Annotated in this window: 16 protein-coding genes; 2 read left to right on the top strand and 14 right to left on the bottom strand. The window is 70.3% G+C overall.

Features of this window, described 5'->3' with window-relative positions; all coding sequences use genetic code 11:
- Positions 1–66: 66 nt before the first annotated feature.
- The 8 genes from ACH3VR_RS19010 to sufB are packed head-to-tail and all read right to left on the bottom strand — an operon-like array spanning position 67 to position 8,363.
- Entirely contained in the window at positions 67–1,431 is a 1,365-nt protein-coding gene (locus tag ACH3VR_RS19010; RefSeq protein WP_397557893.1) for an MFS transporter, read from the bottom strand.
- Positions 1,428–2,588 (bottom strand): MalY/PatB family protein, encoded by a 1,161-nt coding sequence (locus tag ACH3VR_RS19005; RefSeq protein WP_397557892.1) that lies wholly within the window; start codon positions 2,586–2,588, stop codon positions 1,428–1,430. Before ACH3VR_RS19005 ends, ACH3VR_RS19010 begins: the two co-directional genes overlap by 4 nt.
- Before the next feature lie 55 nt (positions 2,589–2,643).
- Positions 2,644–4,242, bottom strand: coding sequence for a serine hydrolase (locus tag ACH3VR_RS19000; protein WP_397557891.1), 1,599 nt, complete (start codon positions 4,240–4,242; stop codon positions 2,644–2,646).
- 33 nt (positions 4,243–4,275) lie between these two features.
- Positions 4,276–4,605, bottom strand: coding sequence for a metal-sulfur cluster assembly factor (locus tag ACH3VR_RS18995; protein WP_345802417.1), 330 nt, complete (start codon positions 4,603–4,605; stop codon positions 4,276–4,278).
- Positions 4,606–4,615: 10 nt separating this feature from the next.
- Complete coding sequence (gene sufC / locus ACH3VR_RS18990) at positions 4,616–5,398, bottom strand: Fe-S cluster assembly ATPase SufC (RefSeq protein WP_397557890.1); 783 nt, start codon at positions 5,396–5,398, stop codon at positions 4,616–4,618.
- 17 nt (positions 5,399–5,415) lie between these two features.
- A complete protein-coding gene (locus ACH3VR_RS18985) occupies positions 5,416–5,739 on the bottom strand; it encodes a non-heme iron oxygenase ferredoxin subunit (RefSeq protein ID WP_397557889.1) in 324 nt (107 codons plus the stop codon).
- On the bottom strand, positions 5,736–6,944 hold the full coding sequence (gene sufD / locus ACH3VR_RS18980) for a Fe-S cluster assembly protein SufD (protein ID WP_397557888.1): 1,209 nt from the start codon (positions 6,942–6,944) through the stop codon (positions 5,736–5,738). The genes ACH3VR_RS18985 and sufD overlap by 4 nt, the downstream gene beginning before the upstream one ends.
- Positions 6,945–8,363 carry a Fe-S cluster assembly protein SufB gene (gene sufB, locus ACH3VR_RS18975; RefSeq protein ID WP_397557887.1) on the bottom strand — a complete coding sequence of 473 codons (1,419 nt, stop codon included), beginning with the start codon at positions 8,361–8,363 and terminating at the stop codon, positions 6,945–6,947.
- Positions 8,364–8,615: 252 nt separating this feature from the next.
- On the opposite strand from sufB, the gene ACH3VR_RS18970 reads away from it, so the two are divergent.
- On the top strand, positions 8,616–9,614 hold the full coding sequence (locus ACH3VR_RS18970) for a COX15/CtaA family protein (RefSeq protein ID WP_397557886.1): 999 nt from the start codon (positions 8,616–8,618) through the stop codon (positions 9,612–9,614).
- Here the strand turns inward: ACH3VR_RS18970 and ACH3VR_RS18965 are convergent.
- A complete protein-coding gene (locus tag ACH3VR_RS18965; protein WP_397557885.1) occupies positions 9,586–11,010 on the bottom strand; it encodes a glycoside hydrolase family 18 protein in 1,425 nt (474 codons plus the stop codon). The genes ACH3VR_RS18970 and ACH3VR_RS18965 overlap by 29 nt on opposite strands.
- A 227-nt stretch (positions 11,011–11,237) precedes the next feature.
- Here ACH3VR_RS18965 and ACH3VR_RS18960 point away from each other — a divergent pair, with 227 nt between their 5' ends.
- Positions 11,238–11,771: a tetraspanin family protein gene (locus ACH3VR_RS18960; protein ID WP_397557884.1), complete on the top strand. Its 534-nt coding sequence runs from the start codon at positions 11,238–11,240 to the stop codon at positions 11,769–11,771.
- A gap of 63 nt (positions 11,772–11,834) precedes the next feature.
- Here the strand turns inward: ACH3VR_RS18960 and ACH3VR_RS18955 are convergent, their stop codons facing one another.
- The 5 genes from ACH3VR_RS18955 to ACH3VR_RS18935 form a co-directional block, all read right to left on the bottom strand.
- Positions 11,835–12,713: an LLM class flavin-dependent oxidoreductase gene (locus ACH3VR_RS18955; RefSeq protein WP_397557883.1), complete on the bottom strand. Its 879-nt coding sequence runs from the start codon at positions 12,711–12,713 to the stop codon at positions 11,835–11,837.
- A complete protein-coding gene (locus ACH3VR_RS18950; protein ID WP_397557882.1) occupies positions 12,710–15,061 on the bottom strand; it encodes a lanthionine synthetase LanC family protein in 2,352 nt (783 codons plus the stop codon). Before ACH3VR_RS18950 ends, ACH3VR_RS18955 begins: the two co-directional genes overlap by 4 nt.
- Positions 15,061–15,849: a hypothetical protein gene (locus ACH3VR_RS18945; RefSeq protein WP_397557881.1), complete on the bottom strand. Its 789-nt coding sequence runs from the start codon at positions 15,847–15,849 to the stop codon at positions 15,061–15,063. Before ACH3VR_RS18945 ends, ACH3VR_RS18950 begins: the two co-directional genes overlap by 1 nt.
- Positions 15,846–16,703, bottom strand: a complete 858-nt coding sequence (locus ACH3VR_RS18940) for a hypothetical protein (RefSeq protein ID WP_397557880.1) — start codon at positions 16,701–16,703, stop codon at positions 15,846–15,848. Before ACH3VR_RS18940 ends, ACH3VR_RS18945 begins: the two co-directional genes overlap by 4 nt.
- A gap of 122 nt (positions 16,704–16,825) precedes the next feature.
- Positions 16,826–17,752, bottom strand: a complete 927-nt coding sequence (locus tag ACH3VR_RS18935) for a heme o synthase (RefSeq protein WP_397557879.1) — start codon at positions 17,750–17,752, stop codon at positions 16,826–16,828.
- Positions 17,753–17,967 lie beyond the last annotated feature (215 nt).

The raw sequence follows: 17,967 nt of genomic DNA, 5'->3' as shown, positions 1-17,967 counted from the left end.
TTACCTACCTTCGGTTCGCAAAATCGCTCCGGCTCCGACGAGGGTGGCTTCAGCGCGCCTTCGGGATCACGGCTTCGCCTCGTGCGCATGGCCGAGTCGCAGGCCCGGCACGAGTGCGAGCGCCGCGAGCACGGCCGCGAGCACGAAGACGGCCGGGAACGCGGCATCCGTCCCCGTGAGCGCTGTGAACAGGAGTCCCATCGCCGCGATCGACGTCGCGGCGCCGATCGAATCGGAGATCGAGAGCGCCGACGAGTTGAAGCCTTGGTTCTGCGGCGTCGAGTAGGCGAGTGTCAGGACGGTCAGGCGCGGGTACATGAGTCCCATGCCCGATCCGGCGAGGGCCCAGCCCACGATGATGACGGCGGGCGGCAGATGCAGTGCGGCCGTGAGCGCCGCCACGACCATCGCCGCCGCGAGCTGCGCCGTGCCGATGATCGCGATGCGGGAGTTGCCGAGGCGGTCGCCGGTGCGCCCCTGCACGTCGGCCGCGACCGCCCACGCGAGCGCCCCGGCCGTCAGGCCCAGGCCCGCCCACGTCGGCGAGAAGCCGTAGCCATCGATGAGCAGGTACGGCACGTAGATCTCGGCGCCGAACAAGGCGCCCGCGATGAGGCCGCGCATGAGCACGACGCTCGGCAGGCCCCGGCCCGCGCGGAGCGTGCGCCGGGGCAGGAGAGGCTTCGACGCGAAGACGAGCACGAGGACGGATGCCACGACCGCGACCCACGCCCACTCCCCCAGTTCGCCCGCGAGACTCAGTCCGAGCGCGCCGGCGGCCACGGCGACGGCGCACGCGAGCCGCGGCGCGATGCGCGCAGTCGACGGATGCTCTGTGTCGAGCGGCATGCCCCACAGCCGTGTCGCGACCATCGTGAAGGCCACGACCGTGAGACCCGCGACGCCGAGGAACACCCAGCGCCAGTGCAGGTACTCGGTGACGGCGCCGGCCAGGAACGGCCCGACGAGCGACGGCACGACCCACGCCGCCGAGAACGCTGCGAACACGCGGCCGTGGAGCGCGGGCGGGTACACGCGGGCGACGACGACGTAGAGTGCGACGGTCTGACCGCCGGTCCCGAGGCCCTGGATCAGCCGGCCGACGACGAGCACGCCCATCGTGGGCGCGAGACCCGAGACGATCAGCCCTGCGACGAACAGCGCCACCGAGGTCGTGAGCGGCCAGACGGGGCCCGAGCGGTCGCTCCAGGCGCCGACCGCGACCATGCCGATGACGCTCGTCGCGAGCGTGCCCGAGAAGGCGACGGCGTAGAGGGCGGCGCCGTCGAGGTCTTCGCTCACGACCGGCATGACCGTCGTGACCGCGAGCGACTGGATCGCCGCGAGGAAGATGAGCGCGACGGCGCCGACGGTCACCCAGACGTAGGGCGCGACCCAGACCGAGGGCGGCCGCGGGGCCCCGGAGCTCACGGCGCCACGAGGGCGCCGACCCGCTCGATCGCCTCGCGCAGCAGGTCAGGCGAGCACGCGAAGTTGATGCGGACGTGCCCCTTGCCTTCGTCGCCGAACAGCGGGCCATGGTGGAACGCGACGCGCGCCTTGCGCCGCAGCTCGGTCGCGGGGTTGTCGCCCCAGCCGTACGCCGACACGTCGACCCACGCGAGGAAGCCGGCATCCGGGATGCGGTAGACCGCTTCGGGGAGATGCTCGGCGAGCAGTTCGGCCAGGAGGCGCCGGTTCTCGTCGAGCGCCGCCAGGAGGCTGTCGAGCCATGCGTCGCTCTCCGGGGCGAACGCCGCGTTGTTGGCGAGGGCGCCGAACAGGCCTGTGCGCCACTCGACCTCCCACGGCAGGGCCCGCAGCACCTTGGCCTGCTCGGCGCCGCCGCCGATCATGACGGCGCACTTGAGCCCCGCGAAGTTGTAGGTCTTGCTCGCGCTCGTGACGGTGTACCCGACACGGCGGGCCGCATCCGAGACGGCGAGGAACGGGGTGAACGGCACGTCGCCGTGGGCGAGCGGACCGTGGATCTCGTCGGAGATGACGACGGCGCCGAAGCGCGCCGCCACGTCGGCGAGGGCCGCGAGGCTCTGGCTCGTGTGGACGGTGCCGGTCGGGTTGTGCGGGTTGCACAGCAGCACAGCGCGCGCGCCGCCGGCGAGGGCCGCCTCGATGCCGAGCAGGTCGAGCTCCCATCCGGCCTCCGAGCGCGCGAGCGGCACACGCTCGACGACGGCGCCGGCCTCCTCGACGGTGTCGAAGAACGGCGGATACACGGGCGTCGTGACGACGACGCGGTCGCCGGGCGAGGTCACGGCGCGCAGGATCTCGACGACGCCCATCATGACGTCGCCCGTCCAGAACACCGTCGCGGGGTCGACCGTCCAGTCGAAGCGGCGCTGCGCGAATGCGACGAACGCCTCGCGGATGCCGGGCTCGGGCGGCGTGTAGCCCGTGTCGCCGAGCTGCACGGCGCGGGTCAGCGCGGCCGTGATGGCGGGGGCCAGCGGGTAGTCCATCTCGGCGACGAAGAACGGCAGGATGTCCTGCGGGTACTTCTGCCACTTCGTGCTGGTTCGCTGTCGCAGCTCGTCGATGGGCAGGGCCTGCAGGGGGGTGACGCTCACCGTACGAGCCTAACGACGGGGAGGGACGCGGCCCCTCGTCGTGTTTCGCCGCGTTTCAGCCTCGGTGGACGAACGTGCCGAGATGCTCCTTGTCGAAATACTCCAGCACGAGGCGGTCGCCGTCGAACGTGGCCTTCGAGATGCTGCCGGGCAGCGCGTTCTCGCTCTGCGGGCGGAAGACGAAGACGTCGCCGTCCCAGTGCTCGAGCGGCCAGCGGCCGGCAGGTCCCAGTCGGAGCTCGAGCGCATCGCCCGCGAGCGACACCGTCGCTGGACCGAAGTAGTCGTTCACGTACTCGCCGGTGTAATCCGCGAGCGGCCGGGCGGGCTCGGGAGCACTCGGGCCCTTCTGTCCGACCAGCTCGCCGGAGGGCACGTTCATCTTCGCGAAGACGCCGGTGAAGAGGTCGAGCCAGTCGCGGCGCTCCCGGCCGAATTGGGCGATGTCCATGAAGCGGCCCGCGATGCCTTCGACGACGCCGTTCGCCGACGCGTTGGCGAGCACGATGATGCCCAGACCCGCGGCCGGCAGCATCTTCACGATCGTGCCGGTGCCGAGCGCGAAGGCGCCGGAGTGGTTGACGTCGACCATTCCCCCGGCCGTGGTGCTCACGTTGAAGCCGTAGCCGTAGAACCCCGAGCGAGAGCCGAGCACGGGCGCCGGCGCCGACACGGACTGCGGCGACATGGCGGGCAGGAGTGTCGCCGGGTCGATGAACTCGGCACCGTCGACCTGGCCCTCGTTCAGCAGCATCCTCATCCAGACCGCGAGGTCTTCGACGTTCGAGCTCACGCCCCCCGCAGGCGACTGCTCGTCGGGCTGCCGCTGCTCCGGGTTCACGATCCACTCCCCGTCGACCTCGACGTGCCCGAGCGCGCGGTCGTCACGCTCCTCGAGGTCGGAGAACCGCGAGCTCGTCGAATCCATCCCGAGCGGCTCGTAGATCAGCCGGTCGGAGAGGTCGGCCCAGTCCTCGTGGGCCGCCTGCGCGACCGACTCCGCCGCCGTCGTGATGTCGAAATTGCCGTAGTGGTACGTCGTGCGGAACGGCTCGAGCGGGATGTACCGCATCCGCTCGATGATCGTGGCGCGGTCGTAGCCGATCTCTTCGAGCTCGTCGCCGGCATGCTCGTAGAGCCCCGACCGATGCGCATACATGTCGCCGATCGTGACGTGCGACCCGACATAGGGGTCGGAGAGCGCGAAACCTGCGAGGTTGTCGGCGACGGGCGTGTCCCACGCGACGACACCGTCATCGATGGCGCGCGCGACCACGGTCATTCCGACCGATTTCGACACCGACGCGATCGCGAACACGGTCTCGGGATCGACGGGGTCGCCGCTGTCGACATCGCGCACGCCGTAGCCCTTCGCGAACCGCAGCTCGTCGTCGTAGACGACACCCACCGCGATCCCGGGTGTGCCCGTCGCGTCCATCGCGGCCTTCACCGAGGCGGGGAGGTCGGCGATCGCCTTCTCGACGCTCTCGGCGGTCACGTGCGAAAGCGAATCCACACCGGGGTTCTCATCGACGGGAGCGGATGACGCGCTCGACGACGGGGTGGGTCCGGCGGGAAAGGTGCACGCCGTCAGAGCGAGCACCGCGACCACGACGACAGACAGACCGGCACGCCGGCGAACGACCGCGTTCATGTGCCGAGTGTGGCACATGCCCTTCAGCGGACGTCAGATGGCGAAGCCGAGCGCGCGCATCATGTCGCGCCCGTCGTCGGTGATGCGCTCGGGGCCCCACGGCGGCATCCACACCCAGTTGATGCGGAAGCGCTCGACGACGTCGTCGAGGGCCTGAGCGGTCTGCTCCTCGAGGACGTCGGTGAGCGGGCAGCCCGCCGAGGTGAGGGTCATGTGGATCACGAGAGCGTCGTTCTCGTCATCCCAGGCGAGGTCGTAGACGAGTCCCAAGTCGACGACATTGATCCCGAGCTCGGGGTCCATGACGTCTTTCAGTGCTTCTGTGACCTCGTCGAACTTCTCGGGTGTGAGCGTCGCGGTCATGTCGCCGATCTTACGCCTCGGCCTCGACACCGGCTCCGGCGGCCGGCTCGAGGAAACGGTCGTAGCCTTCGTCCTCGAGGCGCTCGGCCAGCTCGGGGCCGCCCTCCTCGACGATCCGTCCGCCGACCATGACGTGCACGAAGTCGGGGTGGATGTAGCGGAGGATGCGCGTGTAGTGCGTGATGAGCAGCACGCCGAGGTTCGTCTCGGCCTTGGCGCGGTTGACGCCCTCCGACACGATCTTGAGCGCGTCGACGTCGAGGCCCGAATCGGTCTCGTCGAGCACGGCGAGCTTCGGCTTGAGCAGCTCGAGCTGGAGGATCTCGTGGCGCTTCTTCTCGCCGCCCGAGAAGCCCTCGTTGACGTTGCGCGCCGCGAACTTGGGGTCCATGCGCAGGTTCTTCATCGACGCCTTGACGTCCTTCGTCCACGTGCGGATCGAGGGCGCCTCGCCGTCGATCGCGGTCTTCGCGGTGCGCAGGAAGTTGGTGACCGTGACGCCGGGGATCTCGACGGGGTACTGCATCGCCAGGAAGACGCCGGCGCGGGCGCGCTCGTCGACCGTCATGTCGAGCACGTTCTCGCCGTCGAAGGTGATGGAGCCGCTCGTGACGTTGTACTTGGGGTGGCCGGCGATCGTGTAGGCGAGCGTCGACTTGCCCGAGCCGTTGGGGCCCATGATGGCGTGCGTCTCACCCGTCTTCACGGTGAGGGTGACGCCGTTGAGGATGGGCGTCGTCCCCTCGTCGGTCTCGACGGTGACGTGCAGGTCTCGGATCTCGAGGACAGACATTCGGATTCCTTCTCAGTTCACTTCTTGGTCACGGTGGGGTCGATGAGCACGTCATCCCCCTCGATCGTGACGGCGTAGACCGGGACCGGCTCGTACGCGGGGAGGTTGAGGGGCTTGCCGGTGCGCAGCGAGAACGCGGAGCCGTGGGCCCAGCACTCCAGCGTGTCGCCGTCGACGAAGCCTTCGGCGAGCGAGATGTCGCCGTGGGTGCAGGTGTCGCCGATCGCGTGCACCTCGCCGTTGGAGTCGAGCACGACGGCCATCGGCACGCCGTCGACCTCGACGCGGATCGCGGCATCCTGCTCGAGGTCGCTCAGGGCACACACACGCGACGCGCTCATGCGCCCGCTCCTTCCGCGAGCTCGCGCTCGATCGCCTCGGCGAGCTCCTGCTCGATGGCGGGGACGCCGATCTTCTGCACGATCTCGCTGAGGAAGCCGATGACGACGAGGCGCCGGGCCTCCTCTTCGGAGATGCCTCGCGCCTGGAGGTAGAAAAGCTGCTCGTCGTCGAAGCGGCCCGTCGCGCTGGCGTGGCCCGCGCCGAGGATGTCGCCCGTCTCGATCTCGAGGTTGGGGACGGAGTCGGCGCGCGCGCCGTCGGTGAGGACCAGGTTGCGGTTGGCCTCGTAGGAGTCGGTGCCGACGGCGTCCGGTCCGATGAGCACGTCGCCGATCCACACGCTGCGCGCGCCCGAGCCCTGGAGGGCGCCCTTGTAGAGGACGTCGCCCTTCGTGTGCTCACCCTTGTGGTGCAGGTACACCTGGCTCTCGAGGTGCTGGCCGGCGTCGGAGTACGACAGGCCGTAGAGCTCGGCGTGGGAGCCCGCACCGGCGAGCTCGATCGAGGGGTTCACGCGCACGACGCCGCCGCCGAAGCTCACGATGATGTGGCGCAGGTAGGCGTCCTTCTCGACGCGCGCCTGGTGAGAAGACAGGTGGAGGGCGTCATCCTCCCACTCCTGCACCGTGATGAGGTTGAGCTTGGCGCCGTCGCGGACGAGGATCTCGATGTTCTGCGCGTGCTGCGCCGTGCCGGTGTGCCGGAAGACGACGGTCGCCCGCGAGTTCGCACCCGCCTCGACGACGACGTGGGCGTGCGCGAGGCCGCCGTTGCCGGTGAGGTTCACGAGCACAGGCTCGTCGAGCTCGGCGTCGGCGGGGATGCGCACGAGCGGAGCCTCCGCCTCCTGCGCCCACGCGATGGCGCTCGGGAGGTCTTCGGGGCGGAACACCTCGCCGCGGGGAGCCGCGCCCGGCGCAAGCCGCGACTGCTCGACGACGTCGGGCGCCTGCACGTCGACGGAGATCACGCCGTGCGGACCGGCGGCGTTCTGGAAGAGCGGCGCGAGGCGGTCGACGGGCGTGTACCGCCAGTTGACCTCACGGCCCGTCGGCGCGCCGAAGTCGGCAGGGTCGAACGAGTGGGGGCGCTCGGAACGGGTCTGCACCGGCACGAAGGCGCCGGCCCCGTCGGAGTGCGCTCGGGAGCCAGGCACCACTCGGTCTTCTGAAACGGACGTGGGTGCCTCTTGCGTGGTCGTCATCTAGCCGACCGATCCTTCCATGCCCATCTCGATGAGCTTGTTGAGCTCGAGGGCGTACTCCATGGGCAGTTCACGTGCGATGGGCTCGATGAATCCGCGGACGATCATGGCCATGGCCTCGTCCTCGGGGAGCCCGCGGGACTGCAGGTAGAAGAGCTGCTCTTCGCTGACCTTCGAGACCGTGGCCTCGTGGCCCAGCTGCACGTCGTCGACGCGGATGTCGATCGCCGGGTAGGTGTCGGAGCGCGAGATCGTGTCGACCAGGAGCGCGTCGCAGCGCACCGTGTTGGCGCTGTGGTGCGCGTTCGCGTCGACGCGGACCTCGCCGCGGTAGCCGGCACGGCCGCCGCCGCGCGCGATCGACTTCGAGACGATCGACGACTGCGTGTACGGCGCCATGTGGATCATCTTGGCGCCGGCGTCCTGGTGCTGGCCGGGACCCGCGAAGGCGACCGACAGGGTCTCGCCCTTCGCGTGCTCGCCCATGAGGTAGATCGACGGGTACTTCATCGTCACCTTGGAGCCGATGTTTCCGTCGATCCACTCCATCGTCGCGCCCTCGTGCGCGATGGCACGCTTCGTGACGAGGTTGTAGACGTTGTTCGACCAGTTCTGGATCGTCGTGTACCGAACGCGGGCGTTCTTCTTGACGATGATCTCGACGACGGCCGAGTGCAGCGAGTCGCTCTTGTAGATCGGGGCGGTGCAGCCCTCGATGTAGTGGACGTAGGAGTCCTCGTCGGCGATGATCAGGGTCCGCTCGAACTGGCCCATGTTCTCCGTGTTGATGCGGAAGTAGGCCTGCAGCGGGATCTCGACGTGCACGCCCTTCGGCACGTAGACGAACGAGCCGCCCGACCACACGGCGGTGTTGAGCGCCGCGAACTTGTTGTCGCCCGCGGGGATCACCGTGCCGAAGTACTCCTCGAAGAACTCGGGGTGCTCCTTGAGCGCCGTGTCGGTGTCGAGGAAGATGACGCCCTGCGCCTCGAGGTCCTCGCGGATCTGGTGGTACACGACCTCGGACTCGTACTGCGCGGCGACACCGGCGACGAGGCGCTGGCGCTCGGCCTCGGGGATGCCCAGGCGCTCGTACGTGTTGCGGATGTCCTCGGGGAGGTCCTCCCACGACTGCGCCTGCTTCTCCGTGGACCGCACGAAGTACTTGATGTTGTCGAAGTCGATCTCGCTGAGATCGGCACCCCACGTGGGCATGGGCTTGCGGCCGAACAGCTGCAGGCCCTTGAGGCGGTTGCGCAGCATCCATTCGGGCTCGGACTTGAGGGCCGAGATGTCACGGACGACGGCATCGCTCAGGCCGCGCCGCGCGCTGGCTCCGGCGGCGTCAGCATCGTGCCATCCGAACTCGTACACCCCCAGACCTTCGAGCTCGGGGCGGTCGATCAGGACATCCGACATCGTCACACTCTCCTCAAGGCCGAAACGGTGTTCATCCGCCCCGGCATTCCTGGTCTTCCGTGGAGTTCGGGAAGGGGGATGCCGCTCTGGGCCCTCATCGGCGGCGCCAGTCGTGCGCGCCTAAACTGTCAGTGATGCGCGGCGCCAAGGCGCTCGCACGCAACCCCTCGATTCTACAGGTTCGCGCCGTCACCCGGCGCCGTCGAGCCTCGCCCGCCGTGCTGCGGCGGGCCCGTCAGGAGGCGACACCGCATGCCCGCTCCCGAGAGCGCCCCGACCCGCACGCTCCCGTTCTCGCGGCTGCTGCCCGATTCGGTGCGCACGAGCACGCGCGTCCTGGCGTGGCTCGTGCTCGTCAGCAACGTCGTCATCGTCGGCACCGGCGGCCTCGTGCGCCTCACCGGATCGGGCATGGGATGCCCGAACTGGCCCAACTGCACCGAGGGGTCGCTCGTCCCGACGGCGGCGCTCAGCTGGCACAGCCTCATCGAGTTCGGCAACCGCACCCTCACCGGCGTGCTGATCGTCATCGCGCTGCTCGCGTTCCTGTCGGTCGTCCGCCTGCGCGCCTCGCGCCCCGAGCTGTTCGCGCTGACGCTCGCCAACGGCCTGGGCATCATCCTGCAGGCCGTCGTGGGCGGCGTCATCGTGTGGCTCCACCTTCCGCCGAGCCTCGTGGGCATCCACTTCGTGATCTCCGCCGCCCTCGTCGCCAACGCGGCCGCCTACATCGCGCGTGTCTACGGCGGCGCGGGCCCGCGTCGCCGCGCCGTGTCGAAGGGCTTCGCGATCCTCACGCACGTCACGAGCGCGGCCGTCGCCGTCACTGTGCTCATCGGCATCCTCCTGACCGGCGCCGGCCCGCACGCGGGCGACGACGCCGCGGCGCGCAACGGCCTCGACCCCGTGCTCTGGCAGCACATCCACGCGTGGCCCGCCTATGTGACCTTCGCGCTGACCGTCGTGCTCTTCGTCTGGTCGTGGCGCACTCCCCCGTCCCTGCGCCTGCAGCTGTTCACGGGACTCCTCCTCGCGGTCGAGCTCGTGCAGATCGGCGTCGGACTGTGGCAGGCCCGCACGGGTCTGCCCATCGCGCTCGTGAACACCCACATGGTGCTCGCCGTCAGCCTCGTCGCGGCGATGACGGCGGTCGTCATGCACCTCAAGACGACGGATGCCTCGGCCGCGCCCGAAGCCGCGGCCGAGGCATCCTCCGGCTCGCTCAGTTCAGGATCGGTCCGAGCGCACTGATCAGCGCGCCGGACGCCGAGTCCTGGCTCAGCTCCCACGCCATGGCACCGCGCAGCTTGAGCTTCTTGATGAGAACGGTGCGCTCCGCGATCGACGCCGGGCTCGAGAAGGCGATGACCGTGCGCACCGTTTCGGGGCCCGTCGTCAGATTCGGGTGCGACGCCGCGGGGCTGTAGAGGTAGGGCTCCCCCGCGAGCACGTTCCAGCCGACGGTGTAGCCGTTGCCGCCGGTCTTGCCGTCTTCGCTCACGTATCCCGCTTCGACGAGCGCGTGGAACGACGGCTGCACAGCGACATCCGCCGTCAGCTGGTTCGGATCGAGGCCCGTGTTGTCGAACGGCGTGTACAGGCCGTTGTTCGCGGACCCCGTGCGGAGGTACTGCTGGCCGTAGAACGGCACGCCGACGACGATCTTCGAGGCGGGCACCCCGTTCGCGAGGTAGTAGGCGACCGTGCCGGCGGTGTTCCACGTCGGATTCTTCGCATTGGGGTCGCGCGGGTCGAGTCCGAAGAGCGTGTTGTGCGCGACGACGGGGCTGGAGGCGACATTGAAGTCGTACGTCATGACGTTGGCCCAGTCGAGCTGCTTCACGAAGTCGGCGAGATCGTAGTAATTCGTCGAGCTCGTCGCGGCGGGCATGGCGGCGGTCAGGAGGTAGTGCTTCCCGCTCGTCTTGCCGTAGGCGTCGAGCTGCTTGCGGAACTCCTTGGCGAGCGCCGTGGCGTTCTTCCGGTCGGCGGGGCTCACGTTGTAGTTGCCGTCGCCGACGGCCGTCGGGTACTCCCAGTCGAGGTCGATGCCGTCGAAGATCCCGGCGGCCGCGCCGACGCCGCCCGCATCTTCGGGCCATCCACCCGTCGGCAGGTTGCCCTTGATGAACGTGTCGATGCACGCTGCGGCGAACTTCTGCCGCAGGTCGGCCGTCGAGGCGAGGGTCGAGAACCACTTCGACTTGGTCCAGCCGCCGAGCGAGATCTCGACCTTGAGGTGCGGATGCGCCGCCTTGAGCTTGCGCAGCTGGTTGAAGTTGCCGTACAGGTTCTGGCCCGGGTAGGTATCGGCGACGCCGTCCACCGTGTTCTCGGGGCCCCAGTAGACCTGCTGGAAGTCTGCCCACGGGTCGAGCACGTTGCAGCCGACGTTCCCGGTCGCGGGGTCGTAGACGGCGTCGCCGAACGCGTACTGGATGACGTTGAGCTTGTCGGCGGGGATGTCCTTCACGTAGTAGCCGCGCCCGTAGACGCTCCAGTCGGTGAAGTAGGCGCTGACGACCTTGCCCGGGACATCGTCCGATGGTTTGGGCGGCGGCGCCGCGTGTGCGGGCGACGCGACGGCGAGGCCGGCGGTGACCAGGAGGGCCGTCAGGCCCGCGACGGACGTGCGGATCGAGTGCATTGGGGGGATCCTCTCCACGACGCTGTGGCTGCGAACACCCCCACTGTGGCGGGCGTCGCGAAGGTTTGTCAAGAGTCTTTACTAAAGTCTCTTTACAAAAACCCTGCGCCCATCGGCTCATAGGAGACTCATCGGTAGACACACGAACTCGTGCCGAAGCGTCTGAAAGACTGTCAGACGCGCGGCCGCGTCTGTGCCGCGAAATCCCCCTCCTAAGGAGTCACCACATGACAGCACGTCCCCGTCTCGTTCGCAGCATCCCGTTCTGGATCCTTCTCGTCGGCTCGGTCGCCAGCGTCGCCGTCGGCGCGTGGCTCGTCGTCGACAAGATCACGACCATGAACGCGACGCTGCTCGACGGCACCGCGACGGGCGTCGAGGTCTACGGCGGTCAGTCGTGGATCACCGTCGGTGCCGCCCTCATCGGCGTGGGCCTCATCGGCCTCATCGCGGTGCTCTTCCTGGGCGTTCTGAAGTCGTTCGTGCCCGCCGCGGCCGTCGAGGTCGTCGAGCCCATCGACTGGGACGCCGAGCCCGAGGCCGCTGAGCCCGTCGTCGCCACGGACGCCGCCTACACGGTGCCCGCGGCCCCCGCTGCCGCCGAGCCCGCCGTCGCGTCGGAGCCCGCCGTCGCATCCGAGCCCGCCGTCGCGTCGGAGCCCGCCGTCGCGTCGGAGCCCGCCGTCGCGTCGGAGCCCGAGCCTGCTCAGGCTCCCGAGGGCTACACCCCCGCCCCCAAGGACGGGCCCGCCGCTCGCTGAGCTGCTTCATGAGAGCGCCGGAGACCTGAGGTCTCCGGCGCTCTCGTCATGTCGCCGGTCGGGTCAGACCTCGGGCCCGAGAGCCTCGTAGAGCGTGGCGCGCGCCTCGGGGTCGCGCGAGAACGACACGATGAGGATCTCGTCCGCGTCCAGCCGCGCGGCGAGCTCGGCGAGCCGGCGACGGCACTCGTCGACCTCGCCGACGATGTTGCTCGGCAGGAATCCGTCGGCCTGCAGCGCCTCGTGGCGGTCGTGCGCCTCTTCGGCGGACGCGCCGGCGACGACGCTCACGGCGACGACCACCCGTGCCGAGGCAGGGTCGGCGGCCGCGCGATAGGCCGCGACGCTCCGCGCGACGACCTCCTCGTTGCGCAGGATGAACAGGGATGCCGCGAAGCCCGCGCCCGCCTCGCCGGCGAGCGCCGCCGTCGCGTCGGACGAGCCGAGCACCCACGGCGAGAACGTCTCGGCGCCGTCGGGCCACACGTGCGGTGCACCCTCGCCGCGGAACAGCCGCAGCGTCGTGCGCACCTTCCGGTCGAAGGCGGCCGGCGCCAGCTCCCACCCGCTCCCCTGCACGAGCGCGTCGGCGATCGCGGGGTCGGTGAGCCCTGGGCCCCGGCACACTCCGAGATCGACCCTGCCGGGCGCGAGGACCGCGAGCGAGCGCGCCAGCTCGGCGACGCGATACGGACTCCGATACGGCAAGATGACGCCGCCGAGACCCGCGCGGATCGTCGACGTGCGCGTGAGGATCGCTGCGAGGAGCACCTCGGGCACGGTGACCGCCGCGTCGTCGACGTGATGCTCGGCGATCCAGAGCCGGCGGTATCCGGCCGCCTCGACGCGCAGCGCGACGTCGACGAGGGCGCGTGCGTCGTCCTCGACCCGTCCCCCCGCGCGCTTGCCGAGCTCGAGCACCCCGAGCGGCACGCCGCTCATCGCTCACCCCTCACGAAGGGGGGAGCCGTGTAGGACCACCGCATGGGCCAGACCTCCGGTTCGAAGAGCGGGAAGCGTGCGGACGCCGGGTCGTTCAACTCGACGTCGGCCAGGCGCGCGCCGAGCAGCCCCTTGTACAGCGAATGCGGGGTGCCGTGGCGCATCGCGGCGGCGCGGGACGCGACCTCGCGTGCGAGCTGCTGCCATTCGTCCCGGCCTGTGCGGCGCCCGAGCGCGGCGAGCGCGTACGCCAGGCCCGCGTCGCCGCAGCAGAGGCTCGATCCGTTCGATCCGGCATCGACGGCGACCTGTGCAGCATGCTCGGCCGCGTCGAGGAGACCCGCGTCCTGCGTGGCGTCGTAGGCGGCGCAGAACGTGAGCGCGAGCCCTGCCGACCCGTTGCACCAGCTCGAGGCGAACCTGGCGGCACGGTCGGGTTGCCAGCCCTCCGGGGCCGTCCACCCGGGCCGCGAAGGCGTCCGCTGCTCCTGCGCGAGCTGTCGCACGACGGCGACCGCGCCCGGCGGCGGCTCCCTGAGTCGTGCTGCGGCCCACAGCAGCGTCGCGTATGCGATGCCGGCGCGGCCATGCGCGACTCCCGCGGGGAGGGTGGATGCCTCGACCTCGCCGAGCCGGTGCGCGACATCGTCGGCCGTCTCGACGAGCTCGCCTCGCGACGGCAGGTGCGCAGAGGCGGGCAGCGCGCCCTCGAGGTGGACCGCCCCGAGCAGCCATCCCGCGGCGCCGCTCATGAGGTCGGGCGACGCCGAGACGTCGAGATCGGCGGCGCACGCGCAGTAGGCGGCGAGAGCGCGCTCGGCCTCGACGGCGTTGCCGCGCGCGTTCGCGATGAGGCCGCTCACGAGGTGAACCCCGGCCGCGCCGTAGTGCAGCGACCAGGGTCGGGTGACGTCGGCGCCCACGACGCTCCCGTCGCCGACGAGGTGCTCATCGTCGACGGCGGAGTTCGACCGGTGCGACCAGCGCGCAGCGTCGGCGAGGGCCGCAGGATCGCTCCCCGCCGCGGAGATGAGCGCGACCGCGACGCCCGCCGCGCCGTGGTGGAGCGAGACCGACGGTGCGGGGAAGGGCCAGGTGTCGTTCGACCGGCCGAGCCGGAAGGTGCGCAGGAAGTCGCGCGGCCACACCACCGCCGTCGGATGCTCGTCGAGGTCGGCCGCGTCGAGAGCCCGGATCCCTCGTGCCAGTTCGGCCGCACTGCCCGCCCCATCGCGCAGGGCGTGCTCGAGCAGCAGCTCGACGGACGGCCACGACCAGTCCACTGCGTGGGCGAACGGCTGCATGTCGCGTTCAGCGATCTGGCGGTAGAAGAGCGTGCGCTCCAGTCGGAACGGCAGGTAGTGGCGTCCCGTGATCAGGAGGTAGGTCAGCGCGACGAGGCCGTGCAGGTCGGACTCGCGGGTCGCCTCGGGCGCCCCGCGTCCCGCCAGCAGCGCGCGCGCGTAGCCCGGCTCGTAGAAATACGGCACGCCCCCGCGCGGGATCGCTTCGCCGGGATCGAGTCCCGGCCCCGAGGCGAGTTCGAAGTCGATGAGGCTGATGCCCCCGTCCGCGCCGACGATGACGTTCTTGGGATGGATGTCGCCGTGCACGACCCCCGCGTCGTGCAGCGTCGCGTACGCGTCGAGCATCGCGGCGACCAGGTCCCGCAGGCGAGGCGCTGCGAGAGCCGGTGAGGACGCCTCCGAGCGGATGCCGTTGGCCCGGGTCAGCACGTCTGCGCCGTCCCGCCACTCCACGCCGACGTAGGGCCGCCCGTCGACCTCGCCCGCGTCGAGCAGTCGCGGCACCGCGTCCAGCTCGAGGGTGGCGAGGATGCGGCGTTCGCGGTCGAGCGATGCCGTCGTGGCCTCGGGAGCGCCCGACGCGGCGATCTTGAGCGCTGCGCGGGTGCCGTCCGGGCCGGCGGCCAGATAGACCGCCTTGTCGGGCATCTCCTGCACGCGCGCCGTCACGACGAAGGACCCGACGCGGGCGCCGTCCGCGAGCCGGTCGCCGCTGGAGGGACGATCGGATCGATCCGGCAGGAGGTACCCGACGCCGACGAGCCTTGCGCGGAGGTCTTCGAGGTCATCCCGCGTCAGCGCGATCCCGGCGCTCGCCGCCTCCGCGGTGATCGCCTCGGCCGTCGCGGCGCGACGCCAGAGCGCCAGCACGCGGGCGCTCTCCTTGTCGACCAGCAGCGATCGCGTGCGGGCAGTCGGCAGGGTCACGACGTGGTCGCCCGGCTCGAGGTCGAGCTGACGGCGCACGTCGGGTCGCAGCTCCGCCGCCGCCCTCACGACGACCCCCGGAGCGAGGACGTATGCGCGACCGTCTTCCGCCATCAGGAGACGCCGATCGGTGCCCAGGTGACGGTGTCGATCCCGGTGGCTGCGACCGCGGCGAGGGACGCCTCGACGGGTCGATCGTCAGATCGCGACACGGCGTCGACCAACGCGACTTCGAGGAGTCCGCACACGATCCCGCGCCAGCTGCGCTCGCCGAGCTCGTCGACGACGTGCTGAGGCGGATCGAACCCGAGCGAGACCGCGCCTCGCTCGTCGAGGGCCGCTGTGAAGGCAAGCTGCTGTACGTCGTCGTCAGCCAGCACCTGGCCGAGCTCGGCCGCGAGCCGCCGGGCCTCCACCAGGGAGCGGAGGTAGACGACGCACTTGTCGGAGCGGAGCAGTCCCCACGGATCAGATGCCACCTTGAACGCGGCGGCGTCGGATGCGGCGATGCGTTCGACGATGGCCGGCAGGCGCGCGACGAGGGCGGCGCCACCGGCGTTGACGTAGAGCTTGACGGGCTGCGCTCCCCGGGCGGTGTCGGCGGACCTCCGCGTCTCGAAGCGCCACCGGCCGGCGGCATCCTCGTTCCACCTCGTCGCCCAGCTCGCCCGATCGAGCCCCGCGAAGGCATCCGCCGTGCACTCGTCGACGTACCGCGCATCGGGGAAGGTGCGCGCCCATTCCGGTGTGCAGGCGCGACGCCCGTACGTGTACAGGGCGTTGCGCACGATCGCCGTCGATACGAGGCCGATCAGCGCAGCGGCGTGTTCGACCGCCTCCCGGGAGATCGCGCGGTTCGCCGCGGTGAGCGTGGATCCGGCGTCGATGACACCGGGTGTCATAGGTTCTGCGCGTCGCGCCGCTTCGCCCGCGCGCGGACCTCCTTCAGGGCGGTCTCGAGCGTGCGCTCCAGGTCTCCGAGCTGCCGCGCGTCGAGCTGGTCGAGGTGCTGCGCCGCGACCTGCGTTCCGCGCTTGGCCTGGATGATCTGCAGCAGCGCATCGCGGTTCGGCCCCCTCAGCACCCGCTCGAACTCCGACGCCTTCGTCTCGATCGACAGTTCGGTCCACCACTTCACGATGGCGTCACCGCCCGTGTCGCCGCACGACCCCGTCATGCCGCACCCGTCGGTCTGACCGCAGCCATCGGTCTGACCGCAGCCGTCGGTCTGGCCGCAGCCCGTCGAGCCGCACGAGTCCGTCATGCCGCAGCCGTCGGTCTGGCCGCAGCCGGTCGCGCCGCACGAGTCCGTCATGCCGCAGCCGTCGGTCATGCCGCAGCCGGTCGCGCCGCACGAGTCCGTCATGCCGCACCCGTCGGTCATTCCGCAGCCGTCCGTCATGCCGCAGCTGTCGGTGAAGCCGCAGCCCGTCGCGCCGCACACGCCGGTGGCGCCGCACACACCCGTCGCACCGCACACGCCCGTGTCGCCGCACGTCGTCTCGCCGCAGCCCGTCGCACCGCACACACCCGTGTCACCGCACGTCGTCTCGCCGCAGCCCGTCGCACCGCACACACCCGTGTCACCGCACGTCGTCTCGCCGCAGCCCGTCGCACCGCAGACACCGGTCTCGCCGCACACGCCGGTCTCGCCGCACACGTCGGTGCTGCCGCACTCGGCGTCCTGCCAGGGAGCCCATGGCGTGAAATGACGGTTCTCGATCGTGATCGCCAGGTCTCGAATCCGCGTGGCCATGACAGCCCTCCGTTCGCACTGGACCGCCGTCCGTGGAACTCCCCCGAACCGGGCCGCGACGCCCGGAACACCTCAGAAGGTACTCCTCGGGCCAGGGCCTCACAACGGGCCCTGCGACGGGGTCAGAAGGGCAGCAGCGGGTCGATCGCGATGGCGACGAAGAGCAGCGTCAGGTAGGTGATCGAGGCGTGGAAGACGCGCATGGGGCGCGGCTCGGTGCCGCGCACCGCGCGGTTGTAGAGGCGGTGCGATTCGTAGATGAACCAGCCGCCGAAGACGAGAGCCGAGACCGTGTAGACCAGGCCCATGTCGGCGACCGGGATCAGCAGCAGCGAGCACGCGACGGTCGCCCACGCGTAGAGGATGACCTGCAGCCCGACCTGTGAACCGCTGCGGGTCGCGCCGAGCATCGGCACGTCGACCTCGTCGTACTGCGCCTTGTACTTCATCGAGAGCGGCCAGTAATGCGGCGGCGTCCAGAGGAAGACGAGGGCGAACAGGATGACGGGGGGCCAGGCGAGCGAGCCGGTGACGGCTGTCCAGCCGATCACGACGGGGAAGCAGCCCGCGATCCCGCCCCACACGATGTTCTGCTCCGTGCGTCGCTTGAGGATCATCGTGTAGATCACGACGTAGAAGAAGATGGCGGCGGCCGACAGGGCCGCGGCGAGCCAGTTCGTCGTGAGCCACAGCCAGACGGTCGAGAGCACGGCGAGCGTCCACGCGAAGATGAGGGCGCCGCGCGGCGACACCTCTCCCGTCACGAGCGGCCGGTTCTCGGTGCGCTGCATGTGCGCGTCGATGTCGCGATCGAGATACATGTTGAACGCGGCGGCGGACCCGGCGCTCATCGACCCGCCGATGACGGTCGCGACGACGAGCCAGAGGTTGGGCAGGCCGCCCTCAGCGAGGATCATGACCGGGACGGTCGTGACCAGCAGCAGCTCGAGCACACGCGGCTTCGTCAGAGCGACGTAGGCGCGGACGGTGCGGCCGAAGGTGCGCGGGGCGGCGGATGTCGTCACGTGCGCCGTGCTCGAGATGTCCATCGCCCCCCGTATCGTGCGCCCGATGTCGAACCTTCCCAAGTCTATGGCATCGCCCTGGCACCGCCTGTCAGCGGGCGGGCCTCACAATCGGCGGCACGGGGCTGTGGGGTGCGCGACACGCGTGCGACACCTCTGCGCAACGCTCGTGAGCGGCGCGCGTGCGACTCTGTTCCGGCGCTCCCTTTGTGGCTGTCACACAACGGCGCACATGGCCA

The organism is Microbacterium alkaliflavum (assembly GCF_044325405.1).
GTDB classification, from domain to species: domain Bacteria; phylum Actinomycetota; class Actinomycetes; order Actinomycetales; family Microbacteriaceae; genus Microbacterium; species Microbacterium alkaliflavum.
The sequence above is the reverse complement of the archived record's forward strand: the minus strand, read 5'-3'. Positions and strand labels throughout refer to the sequence as shown.